Origin of the sequence: Planktothrix agardhii (genome assembly GCF_904830935.1) — a bacterium.
In the GTDB taxonomy this organism is placed as follows: Bacteria; Cyanobacteriota; Cyanobacteriia; order Cyanobacteriales; family Microcoleaceae; genus Planktothrix; species Planktothrix agardhii.
On the sequence record NZ_LR882952.1, the window covers coordinates 1,616,724 to 1,630,286 of the forward strand.

The window sequence follows — 13,563 nt, forward strand, 5'->3', positions numbered from 1 at the left end:
TAATCCTTGTTTAACTCCTCTCAAAAAATACGGTAAACTGAACAATGGTTAATATAGGCTCCACTTTTCATGACAAATCCTGATCCATCCCAAACTAATCCCAATCTTTGGCCGCAATTATTACAACAACTGTTAGACCGCCAATCCCTTTCTATCACCCAAGCCTCACAATTAATGCAGGGATGGCTCTTAGAAACAATTCCTCCCGTCCTTTCTGGGGCGATTTTGGCGGCGATACAAGCCAAAGGAGTATCAGCGACGGAATTAACCGGAATGGCCTCGGTTTTACAATCCTTTGGCTCCTCGGATACCCTCACCAAAAGCAATTCCGGCATCATTTCTAACTATCGCGTGATTGATACCTGCGGCACCGGGGGTGATGGAGCTTCCACCTTCAATATTTCCACCACCGTTGCCTTTATTGCGACCGCAGCCGGGGTTCCCGTGGCAAAACATGGAAATCGTTCGGCATCGAGTAAAGTTGGCTCTGCGGACGTATTAGAAGCCTTGGGGATTAACTTAAAAGCACCTTCGGAAAAAGTCAAACAGGCATTATCAACTGTCGGAATCACCTTTTTATTTGCCCCAGGTTGGCATCCCGCCCTCAAAGCCGTGGCCCAACTACGTCAAACTCTGAAAGTCCGAACCGTATTTAATTTATTAGGGCCATTGGTGAATCCCCTATATCCAACCGGACAAATTATTGGGGTTTTTGATCCTAAAATGCTCCCAATTATTGCCCAAGCCTTAAACCAATTAGGTACGGAGGTTGCGATTGTTTTACATGGACGAGAAAGACTTGATGAAGCGGGATTAGGAGATATTACCGACTTAGCAATTTTATCCCAAGGAGAGGTTAAAGCAGCCACTCTCAACCCCCAGGAATTGGGGTTAACTTTCGCTCCCCTAACAGCCCTGAAAGGGGGAGAAGTGCAGGAAAATTCGGAGATTCTAAGAAATTTATTGCAGGGAAAAGGTACACAGGCCCAAAAAGATGTCGTAGCCCTGAATGGGTCTTTAGCCTTACAGGTTGCGGGTGTTGTACCTATGGGCGACCATCAGCACGGAATTCGTTTAGCCCAAGAGATTTTACACAGTGGTGCGGCTTGGTCAAAACTGGAAGAATTGGTTAAATTTCTTCAGGATTAATGTTAACGCACGAAACAGGCAACAGGCAACAAGCAACAGGCAACAGGGGGAATGGTTCACTTATATTTAACTGGCTTCTGTAGTTGGTAAAGTTAGGGGAAGATCCGGTTGAATCGGTGGGGCTTGAAAGACATCTCTTAATGCTTCTTCTAAGGTTGGTCGCATCACAATCCGGTTTTCACTAGCAACAATTACTCGAACTAAGGTGGGTAAACTATTTTCCTCTGCTTCTAAATATAAAGGTTCAACATAAAGTAGGGATTGTTCAATGGGAATCACTAATAAATTCCCTTGAATTACCCGTGATCCTTGACGACTCCAGAGGGAAATCTGCTCGGAAATTTCGGGTTCTTGATTAATTAAAGCTTCTACCTGTTCCGGCCCAAATACTAATCGTTGTTTAGGAAAACGATATAATAGTAAACTGCCATAATGTTCGAGATCAGAGCGAGCGGCTAACCAAGCGATTAAGTTATTCCGACTAGCTGGAGTAAAAGGCAGCAGCAGCATAAATTCCTCGGTTTTTTCCGTCGGTAATCGCATGATTAAATAATAGGGTTCCATGGGTTGTTGTTTACTCGCATAAATTTCTACTGGAACCCGCCAGAGGTCTTCCCGATTATAAAAAACAATCGGATCACTCATGTGATAAGTGAGTAAATGTTGAGATTGAACACTAAATAAATCAACGGGATAGCGAATATGTTGACGCAGGGTGAGGGGCATTTCTTCAATAGAATTAAATAAATCGGGAAAAACCTGTTTCAGTGTGGATATGATCGGATCTTGATCTTCCTCTAATGAATAGAATTTAACCTTACCGTTATAAGCATCAATAATCACTTTCACCGAATTTCTAATATAGTTAAATCCGGCTCCTTCAGGATCGGAATAGGGGTACATATTACTGGTAGTATAAGCATCAATCATCCAATATAAATAGTTATGGTCAATGGATGGCGAGTTAGAATCAGCAACTACTAGATAGGGGTTACTATCATAATGTAGAAAAGGGGCGATCGCTTTTACCCTTTCTAAAATATTGCGCCGAAAAAGTAATTTAGTTTCGGGGGTGAAGTTATCCGTAAATAACATTTGCCAATTTTTTAAATAATAGGCAAATAACAACCGTTTCCATCCAGTTCCAATCACAATTCCGCCCTCGCCATTGTAGATGTTATAAACATTCTCATTTCCTAGGGGAAAATCGAGTTCTTTTACTTTAGTTGAAGTCATTATTTGAGTATTGGTAAGTAACCCGTAATAAAGTCGAGGTTTACCAATAGGAATTATATTTTTAATACGGGGAGAAACTTCTAAGGTTGTATCTTGATCTAATCGTGGATCAGCACCAATATTTTTCACAAAAAATTCAGGAAGACCACCCTCCGCAACCCGATTAACCGGGGAGAGAGTAAAACCATAACCATGGGTATAAACCAAATGTTCGTTAACCCAAGTTTTGGCTTTTTCTGGGACTAATTCATAGTTTAATTCCCTGGGAGAAATGAGTACCTGTTGTTTTTGTAAACCTGTATTGAACTTTCCTAAAAACTTATCGGGTAGAATAGAATAGCGATCATAATCGGCGTCGGAAAATTCATAATAGAGGCGAATTTGTTGTAATTGACGATTAGTTTGTAATAACGGTCGTTTATCCCAAAGACGAATATTATCGATCGTTAAATTATTATTTTGAATATCGGTATAACTTAGTTTAGCATTTGGATCAAAAGTTTCAACATTAATTTTATCTAAATTAAATCCTTGGCGAGTATATTTAATACTGTATTTAATATAAGGTAATTCTCGTTCTAATTCATTAGGTTGAACAATTAACTGTTGAACTAAATTTGGTATAATACTTACTACCAGAATCGCAAATCCTAAATACCAAGTAAATATTACTCTAAGGGAATAGCTATCTGCGAATAATTTATCTCGGCGTGAATTTCGGTTTTTAATTAGAGATAGTACCCCTATTTTTCTTAAAAAAATATCAATATATGGTCTAACTTTTTTAACCGAAAAAAGAGATTGCCAAATCAGAAAAATAGAAAGAAATATAGCAATTATAGATAACAATAAATAACTGGGTTTTAAGATATTGACATCAGTAAAATCTGCCCCAAATACTACCCCCTGAGTGGAGTATAAAAGTTCATAACGGGCTAACCAATACCGCATCGCACAACTGAACATCAGAAGCCCTGCTAATCCGTGCAGGTGACGTTGCTGAGGGTGAGAAAAACTTGGGAATCGTCCTTGACTGATACTATTTCCAGAGAGTAAATAGATTAAACTACAAGTAATGAAACTAACTGAAAACAATCCAATTAACCAAAATTCTAGGAGGTGAGCAATGGGGAGACTAAAAATATAAAAGCTAATATCTCGATTTAATAAGGGTTCGATTTGGTTAAAAGAAGTGGGATGAAAATATTGCAAGAAACTTGCCCAATGACTGGATAATAATAAGCTGAAACCAAAACCAAAGATTAAAGCAATAAAACTAAAAATAATTAGAGGATTCCAGATAATAGAAATTACTAAAATTAATAAAACAGGGATTTTCCAACTGTAGGCTTTAAAATTTTTAATCCATTGCTCAAAAATATGAGGTTCAAACTGGGCGGGTAGATTAGAAAATAGAGCTTGACTCGCATCCCAATGCCAATAACTAATAAAAATCTGGCTATAATGAATAATAATCAAACCCAGCAACAGGGATAAACCCATCACCAGCATTAAAAGCGAAGGTAATCCCAAGGAAAATCGAGGTAAATTCTGATGAGATAAATCAAAAAGATGATCGGGAGGTTTATTTTGTAAATGTTGAGGTAAATATCGATGGCGTCGAGCTATAACTAAATTTCCCATTAACCAAGCTACAGTGATTAATAAACCCAATAGTGCTAACCCAACTTCTATCCATAATCTTCCTTTAAAAACCGACAAATAATCGACTTCTTCAAACCAAAGAAATTCACCCCAAAACTTAGCAGTGAAATCGAGGATAAAGCCCAAACTAAATCCCGCTAAAATCACTTTAAAAAACAGATTTTTTCTCGACATGAGATTCAATTAAGCGATGAGAAACTCTTGGGTTTTATTGTAACCGATCAAATCTACATCCTGAATTTAAACAAACCCTAGCATGGAATATTACAACCCTCACTACAGATTGCTATACCCCGGCTAACTCAGAAACGTCTACAATCAAAAGCGTATTCAGTGGAGTTGATTACCAAAAATGGATATTAAATTAATCCTGACCGTATTAACGGTGTTCTTTACCTTGGGCTGTCTGTTCTTTGGAACCAAAAACGGCTTCTATAACAGCGACGATTACCATGGTAACGGTTCCGCTCATTAATTAGAAGGGCAGGGGGCAGGGGGCAGGGGGGCAGGGGGAGCAGGGGGAGCAGGGGGAGCAGGGGGAGCAGGGGAGGTAAACTCTTACCATTACCAATTACCCATTACCCATTTATTGGACTAGCTTTCTGGACACCTTATATGGCACACTGAATTGACTAAGATCAAGATCTGGGAGTAATAATCCTCTGGCCGGGATATCTGATAACACTGTTGACTCTAGGGTTGAGGTCTTCTTCGCCCTTTGTGTCCGGTGGTGAGCTTGAAATCATGGTGTGTGTAGTGAACGAGGACGAAAAAATTGCTGCGGTCAATCAAGGGTTTTGTCAGAAGTTCGGGGCGTGGGAGTCAGTGGTCGCTTGTCGATAGCAAATTATCCCTCAAACTGAATCTGCTCAGTACATTAGTCCGAAGGGACTTAGAGGCACGATACAAAGGTTCTATTCTCGGCAACCTCTGGCCTTTATTGAATCAGTTGTCCCAACTGCTGATTTATACCTATGTTTTTTCCATTGTTCTCAAGGTCAAACTCAATCTTGAGGGTTTTCCCGATAACGAATTAGCCTTTGGCCTGTGGCTATTTGCGGGTTTAATTCCTTGGTTTGCCTTCACAAATGGATTAATTCAAGCAGCCAGTTCCGTTGTCGGACAGCCGAATTTAGTCAAAAAGGTGGTTTTTCCCCTGGGACTATTGCCCCTGGTACCTATTTTCTCCTCCTTTATTGAAAGCTCCTTTGGCTTAGTGGCCTTAATTGGCTTAACCGCCTTGTCTTCTCAAATCCTCCACCCTACCCTTTGGTTACTGCCGTTAGTTTGGATACCCCAAGTCCTATTAACCGCCGGGTTAGGCTACTTAACAGCCGGATTGACCGTATTTTTACGGGATATTCCCCAGAGTTTAGGCGTAATTTTGAACCTTTGGTTTTATGTGACGCCGATTCTATATCCCGTCGGTAAAGTTCCTGAATCCTGGCAATTTTGGATTGTTTGGTGTAATCCGATTACTGGACTTTCAGAAAGCTATCGAGATTTAGTTTTAGTCGGGGAAATGAGACATTGGGGAGAATTAGCCATGTCCTCAATATTCGCCTTGGTTATGTTTTGTTTAGGCCTATGGGTTTATAGACGGTTGCGTCCAGCCTTTGCTGACGTTTTGTAGCGGTGACAGTTCCTCACACAACTCACACACAAACTGATCACTGATAAACCACCGAAATCAACATCGAATGACCGAAATTGCTATATCTGTTAATCACGTCTCTAAATGCTTCAAACGTTATCGCCATCCGGTGGATAGATTGAAGGAAATTTTTGTGCCTGGAAAGAGTCTGGCTCATAATTTTTGGGCATTGCAAGATATTAATTTAGAAGTTTGGAAAGGCCAAACTTTAGGGGTTGTTGGGCGCAATGGTTCGGGAAAAAGTACCCTATTACAAATAATTGTTGGAACTTTAACCCCAACTCAAGGGGATGTGCAAGTTAATGGTCGAGTTTCAGCATTATTAGAACTCGGTAGTGGGTTTAATCCTGAATTTACTGGGCGACAAAATGTATTTTTTAATGGTCAATTATTGGGATTAAAAACCCATGAAATTGAAGCCAAATTTGATAGTATTGCTGCTTTTGCTGATATTGGAGATTTTATTGATCAACCTGTCAAAACCTATTCCAGTGGAATGTATGTGCGTTTAGGATTTGCGGTAGCTACCAGTGTTGATCCTGATATTTTAATTGTTGATGAAGCGTTATCCGTTGGGGATGAAGCCTTTCAACGTAAATGTTTTAGTCGAATTCATGAAATCAAAGATCGGGGTGGAACCATTTTATTTGTCTCCCATTCAGCCCCTTCAATTATTCAACTCTGTGACTCGGCTGTATTAATGGATCGGGGAGAATTGTTACTCGAACATACTCCTAAAATGATCATTTCTAAATATCAAAAAATGATCTATGCCGATGCTGATCAAATGATCATGATTCGAGATGAAATTCAACATTTAACCCGTAAATCCTCCCAACCTTTAGAGGTAATTGAAGAAGATTCTCAAAAAAATCAGTCCCATCCTAAAAACCCAGCCTCTCCCTCCGTCCTACCTTCTTGGAATACAAAAAATGGACATTATAAAGATTATTTTGATCCAAAATTAGTTCCTGATCATCCGATTAAATATCCTTCCCGTGGGGCTGAAATTTTAGAACCCCATATTATTACTTTAGGGGGTGAAACGGTTAATCATTTAGTCGCTCGAAATAGTTATATTTACACCTATTCCGTGAAATTTGATAAACTCGCCTCCCATGTTCGCTTTGGAATGTTAATTAAAACCGTGAGTGGATTTGAATTAGCGGGAGCTTCCTTTTTAGCCACATCTCAGTCGATTAAACAGATTGAACCCGGAACAACCATTGCCATCAAATTTAAGTTTGAATGTCAATTATCACCGGATGTTTATTTCCTGAATGCGGGAGTTTCTGGTATTGTAGAGGGTGAATTCACTTATTTAGATCGCTGTATTGATGTTGGGATGTTCCGAGTTCAACCCTATGAAGATTCCTGTAGCACTGGGGTAGTGGATTTGTTGATTGAACCCAGTTTAAAAATCAAGTCCGGTTTAGTAAAAACAGCATCGGAACTATAGCAATCCGCACCGAGGTTGTAAGAATATTATCTGGTATTCCCTATTCCCCTTTTTGTGATTAAAACGCTGAAATAGAAACCCAAGACAAGAACATGATGGATACAACTAACACCACCTCTCCCGTTATTATTATTGCTGGAATGCACCGTTCAGGAACCTCTTTAACCGCTTCCCTACTGCAAAATCTAGGGGTTAATATTGGTAAACAGTTAGTCGGTGTAGACTATGGGAATATTAAAGGTCATTTTGAAAATGTTGATTTTGTAGACTTTCACAAATCTGTTTTTAAAAGCCATGATATTGATGAACTGGGGTGTGTATTCTCAGGGGAAATCTCTCTCACAGAACAACAGATAGAATCCGCTAAAAAACTGATTGAAATTAATCAAGATTCTTCTTCAGCCTGGGGATGGAAGGATCCTAGAACTACTTTATTTTTAGACTTTTGGCATCAATTATTACCCCAGGCTAAGTTTATTTTTGTCTATCGTTCTCCCTGGGAAGTTATCGACTCTTTGTATCGTCGGGCGACGGATGCTATCTTACTAGACCATCCCGAAATTGCTATCCAAATGTGGAGCAATTATAACCGCAAAATTTTAGAATTTTATCATAAATATCCCGATAATTGCCTATTAGCAAATGTTTATACTGTTGGCAATCAAACGGCTGATTTTATCAAACAAATCAATCATAAATTTAATCTTAATTTACAGGGTGAATTTTCCAATCAATTTGAACCGTCCCTATTAGTAAATCGGATTTTAGCGACTCCAAAACCCCTATTTATTAAAGCCTATTTTCCTGAATCCATCGAACTATATCAGACCTTAGAAAGCAATGCTTATCCATTAAATAGCCATTTAACGGCATTGGAATTAGAGAGTTTAAATCAACCTTTATCAGCCGATTGGGTGTTTGAAGATTGGGCAAAACTTAGAAAATTAGAAAAAAATCAAGCTATTTTGGCAAAAGATTTAGATATATTGCTCAAAGATAGAGATATTTTAGAAACGGATATTCAACAATGGCAAGAACGTTTTGACGATGCCGTTGAACGTTTAATTAAAACTGAAAATCTCCTGGGTGAAACTCAATTAAAACTCAATGGTATAGAAGTTAAAGCCGAGGAAGCTATAACTAAGTTAATCTCTACCGAAGCAGAATTAGGCAAAACCCAAGGGGAATTAGAAGGGTTTAAAACCCGATTTGAGCAGGCGGTAGATAAACTCGTCACCACAGAAATAGAATTAGGTCAAACCCAGGGGCAATTACAAGCTGTAGATGCCAAATATCAAGAAATATTAAGGCGCTGCCTTCAATCAGAAACGGAACTGGGAATTACTCAATTTCAATTCCAAGATTTAAGTATTCAATATCAAGATGGACTGACCAAACTTTTAACCTTAGAAGATGAACTAGGTCGAACTCAAATGAAATTGTTGGGGGCAGAATCTCAATTTGAACAAGCCTTAAATAAAATATTCAGTTTAGAAGATGAACTAGGTAAAGCCCAACAGGAAATTGTCGCTATGAAGTCCTCCAAATTTTGGAAACTGCGAGGAAAATGGCTGGGTGCTAAACGACTTTTAAAACAATTCCGCCGTCGATTTATTTACTCGCTGGATTTTCCCCTGAATTGGGAATTAATTGGATTTACGGAGAAATTTTTGAATATTTCCGGTTGGTGTTTTTATACTGGGAATCAACAACTAAAAGCGGTGAGAGCTAGAATAGGCAAGGATATTTTTGCCGGAGAATATGGAATTGAACGTCAAGATGTGGCGGATATTCATTCAGTTTATTCTCAGGCAAAATCATCAGGATTTTATTTGCAAATTCGCGTTCCTCAAGGCAATTCCTTAGTAGAATTAGAAGCCCAAGATAGTAATGGAAAATGGACGGTATTTGCCCGTTATCCCCTAACGGCTTCTAGCTTGAGAGCCTCCTTTGATGTGCCGTCACAGTGGGAACAACGACAGGGACAAATCCTATTTGCAGGTTGGTGTTGCCATCCGAATCAGCGAATTACACAATTAAAATTAATCCATGGAAATCAATGGGTGATTTGTGCCTATGGGTTACGTCGCGTCGATGTGGGGCAGGTTTTTCCTAATTGGATAGGAAGTGCCGAAAGTGGGTTTGAAGCCTTAATTGATTTACCCCCAGGAACTTGGGAAATTAGTTTAGAAGCGCATTTAGAAAATGGGGAAATTCTGATTTATAACTGTCCCCAAACCTTACAAGTTTCCCGCTACGGACTATTAGAAAAAAGCACCGCAAAAGTCAAACAAGTTTCTCGTTATACCGCAGCCATTCAAAAACGAATAGGAGAACGAAAACAACGTTTAGGGCGTCTTTTACCGATGCCTTGGGAAATCCCAGCAATTCTGCGGCAAATGAGCCTAATGTATCGGCAAACAACTGTTCCTCAAGGTGATTTTTTACCCCCGCAAGGCTTTGAATTACTGCAACCAATTGAACCCTATCAGGCTTGGTTAGTTGCTAATCAATGGACAGAACGCAGTTTAGAGTCTTTAAAAACTCGATTAACAGTTTATTCGCCAGAAATATTGCCTAAAATTTCCGTGGTTATGCCCGTTTATAACCCCCCGATTGAATTCTTGGAAAAAGCGATTCAAAGTGTAATTAACCAAGTTTATACTAATTGGGAATTATGTATTGCCGATGATTGTAGTACCAATACCCAAGTCGTAGAATTATTAACTGAATATGCAGCAAAAGATGCTCGAATTAAAGTCTATTTACGCACCGAAAATGGCAATATTAGCGCGGCTACTAATAGTGCAGCCAGTCAAGCTACCGGGGAATTTATTGCCTTTTTAGATAACGATGACGAATTAACCCCCGATGCTTTAGGGGAAATGGCATTATATTTAATCCAATATCCTGAAACCGATTTTCTCTATTCCGACGACGATAAAATTGATCCCGATGGCAAAAGATTTGCCCCCCAATTTAAGCCCGATTGGTCGCCCCAACTCTTGCTTTCCTATATGTATATGGGGCATTTATTAGTAGTTAGACGAGGGATTTTTGAGAAATTAGACGGATTTAGAATTGGATTTGAAGGGTCACAGGATTATGATTTTGCCCTGCGAGCAACGGAAATTTCTCGCCAGATTGGTCATCTTCCTTTAGTTCTCTATCATTGGCGCACCGCCCCCGGCTCAACGGCCGTTTCTGGAGCGGCAAAACCCGCCAGTTTTGATGCCGGAAAACACGCAATTCAAGAAGCCTTAACCCGTCTTCAAAGTTCAGGAAAAGTTTATCAACCGAATTGGGCCAGTGAACTGAATCTAGGAATTTTTTATCATCAATTTCCCGACCAAGGGCCGTCCGTAACGATTATTATTCCGACTAAAAATCAACTTAAATTACTCCAGGCTTGTGTCGAATCAATTAAAAAAACAACCTATCAAAATTATCGGGTTGTGATTATTGATAACGAAAGCGATGACCCGAAAACCCTAGAGTATTTCAAGAAAATCAGCGACACCGAAAAAATATCAGTTTTAAAAATAGCTAATCAAGGAAAATTCAACTTTGCTGCGATTAATAATCGGGCGGTGGAACAGGTAAATACGGATTATGTATTATTCCTGAATAATGACACGGAAGTGATTAATTCCCATTGGTTAACTCAGATGATGGGTTATGCTCACATCCGAGGCGTAGGGGCAGTTGGGGCGCGGTTAATTTATCCCGATGACCGGATTCAACACGCTGGAATATTACATGGACTCCATCATGGTTTGGCGGGTCATGCTTTTAAGTTAACCCACCGTCAAGATTTCGGTTATTTAGCCTATTCTAAAGTCGTCAGAAATTATTCGGCGGTGACGGCGGCTTGTTTATTAACTCCTCGTCAATTGTTCTTAGATTTAGGAGGATTTAATCAAGTTGATTTTGCCGTTGCTTACAATGATGTGGATTATGGATATAGATTATTTGAACAGGGTTATCAATCGGTTTATTGCCCCGAAGCAGAGTTAATTCACCGAGAAGGAACCAGTCGCGGTTATAAAGATGACCCGAAAGAAGTGGCAAAATTCCGTCGCCAATATGCCGATAAAATTGATCCTTTTTATAACCCTAATTTATCCTTAGATAATGAATGGTTTCAAATTCAACCTCGACGCTATCAATTAAAATTGACTGCTAATTTTGCCCCCATTCCTAAAGTTTTAATGTGCAGTAATGCCCTGGAATATACGGGCGCACCGTTGCATCAATTTGAAATTGTGGTTAAGTTAGTCTCAGAAGGAAAACTAGAACCGACAATTTTCTGTGTTGATGATGGGCCGTTACGCTATGCCTATGAACAGCAGGGAATTAGAGTTATTGTTCGAGAACATCCTCTGGCTAATATTTATCAACAGGAAGCCTATAATACTGCTATTGAAAGTTTGGCAAATGAACTTCAAATAGAACAATTTGATCTAGTTTATGCTAATACTTTAGAAACATTTTTTATAGTCGATTGTGCTAAACAAAAATCAATTCCTTGTGTGTGGAATATCCATGAAAGTCAGGCTTGGCAAACCTATTTTAATGGATTGGGTTCGGAAATTTCAGCCCGAGCCTTAGAGTGTTTTCAATTCCCCTATCGGGTGATATTTGTTGCCGATGCAACCCGCCATCTTTATCACTCTTTAAATAGTCATCATAACTTTACGGTGATTCATAATGGTTTAGATATTCAAAGGTTACTGAAAACATCGGAACAGCTAACTCGAATTGCAGCCAGAACCGCGTTATCAATAGCAGAAGATGAAATTGTGATTCTGTTACTAGGAACGGTTTGTGAACGCAAAGGACAAAAGGATTTGCTCGAAGCGTTACCCCTATTATCAACGGAATATCATCACAAAATTCGTTGTTTTATTGTTGGCGATCGCCCCAGTATTTATAGCACCGAATTAGCTCGATTAAAAACCCAACTTCCCGATGCTTTAAAACAGCGATTAACCCTAGTTCCCGAAACTCCAGAAACCGCCCAATATTTCCTGGCTGCGGATATTTTCGTCTGTACTTCTCGGATTGAAAGTTATCCTAGAGTGATTATGGAAGCCATGGGATATAACCTACCAATTATCACGACCCCCGTATTTGGAATTCCTGAACAGGTGCGTCCTGAAATTAATGGTTTATTTTACACTCCTCACCAACCGGAAGAATTAGCAAAATGTCTTAACTCGCTATTAGAAAACCCCGATTTAAGACAGGAATTTGCTCAAAATTCCCAGTATGTTTTGGAGTCTCTGAATACCTTTGAGGAAATGACTCAAAGTTATTTAGAAATCTTCCAAGAAGCCTATTTTATTAATCCCTATCCGGCTTCTAATTCCTTCTTTTCTTCCCAATCCGTTGAATCCTTAGAGATTCAGATTAACCCCCCTGCTCCGGTCAAGATTTCCGCCGTCGAAGTCAATCATCCTGAACCTGAAATTGCCGAACCTCAAGCGAAAAATTATTGGGAAACAAATCCTAATGCCGCCGCCAGTCAATGGGTTTCTAATCCGATTATTGCGGATACTATCCATCAACGAATGTCTGGAGGTCAAACCCAAAAATATTGGTTACGGTGGTTAATTGAAGATTATTTTGTGGGTCAAAACTTTAATCATCTGATTTCCTTGGGATGTGGGATTGGGAATCATGAAATTTTGATGGCGGAATTGGGATTTGCTCAACACATTGATGCCTTTGACTTTTCGGAATCTTCCTTAGAAATTGCGCGAAAAGACGCTGAAAAAGCTGGAGTTAAGGTTAATTTTTATCAGGAAGATTTTAATACCTTTAACCTGAATCCAGAGGTTAAATATGATGTAGCATTTTGTTCCGGTTCTCTGCATCACGTTCGGGAACTAGAACGCTTTTTAGAAATGGTTCATAAGGCGTTACATCCCCAGGGCTATTTCATTATTAATGAATATGTTGGGGCTAATTATTGCATCTACAATAAACGCCAGGTGGAACTAATTAACCGCCTATACCAATGTTTCCATAAATTAATTCGTTCTGGGATTATGGAAAATAAATTTATTAATCCCAGTATTCATCAAGTCTTTGCCACTGACCCATCAGAAGCGGTTCGTTCTCAACTGATTTTACCCTTTATTGAGTATTATTTTGATATTGAACTATTCAATCCGTTTGGGGGCGCAATTCTTCATCCTCTGTATCCTTTATTAGATCATAATCAGTTTTTACCCGGTGATCCCAAAGGCGAAACACTAATTAAACTTTTGTTGGAATTTGAACAAATATTAATGGAAATTCCTGGGGGTTTAGAATCGGATTTCTGTTTGTGTGTATTGCGTCCTAAACGCTTTTAAATCAGTTATCAGTCATCAGTCATCAGTTATCAGTGAAA

The 13,563-nt window shown here is 39.2% G+C and carries 6 protein-coding genes; 5 read left to right on the forward strand and 1 reads right to left on the reverse strand.

Features of this window, described 5'->3' with window-relative positions; translation table 11 throughout:
• Positions 1–69 precede the first annotated feature (69 nt).
• Entirely contained in the window at positions 70–1,149 is a 1,080-nt protein-coding gene (gene trpD, locus NMG88_RS07640; RefSeq protein ID WP_042153214.1) for an anthranilate phosphoribosyltransferase, read from the forward strand.
• Positions 1,150–1,215: 66 nt separating this feature from the next.
• Here trpD and NMG88_RS07645 read toward each other — a convergent pair whose 3' ends face one another.
• Positions 1,216–4,224, reverse strand: coding sequence for a UPF0182 family protein (locus tag NMG88_RS07645; protein ID WP_227365970.1), 3,009 nt, complete (start codon positions 4,222–4,224; stop codon positions 1,216–1,218).
• A gap of 178 nt (positions 4,225–4,402) precedes the next feature.
• Here NMG88_RS07645 and NMG88_RS22820 point away from each other — a divergent pair, with 178 nt between their 5' ends.
• The 4 genes from NMG88_RS22820 (at position 4,403) to NMG88_RS07660 (ending at position 13,525) form a co-directional block, all read left to right on the forward strand.
• Positions 4,403–4,525, forward strand: a complete 123-nt coding sequence (locus tag NMG88_RS22820; RefSeq protein ID WP_087882202.1) for a hypothetical protein — start codon at positions 4,403–4,405, stop codon at positions 4,523–4,525.
• A gap of 312 nt (positions 4,526–4,837) precedes the next feature.
• Positions 4,838–5,683 (forward strand): ABC transporter permease, encoded by an 846-nt coding sequence (locus tag NMG88_RS07650; RefSeq protein ID WP_413466164.1) that lies wholly within the window; start codon positions 4,838–4,840, stop codon positions 5,681–5,683.
• 67 nt (positions 5,684–5,750) lie between these two features.
• A complete protein-coding gene (locus tag NMG88_RS07655; protein ID WP_026788900.1) occupies positions 5,751–7,163 on the forward strand; it encodes an ABC transporter ATP-binding protein in 1,413 nt (470 codons plus the stop codon).
• Positions 7,164–7,258: 95 nt separating this feature from the next.
• Positions 7,259–13,525 carry a glycosyltransferase gene (locus NMG88_RS07660; RefSeq protein ID WP_254035809.1) on the forward strand — a complete coding sequence of 2,089 codons (6,267 nt, stop codon included), beginning with the start codon at positions 7,259–7,261 and terminating at the stop codon, positions 13,523–13,525.
• Positions 13,526–13,563: the final 38 nt, after the last annotated feature.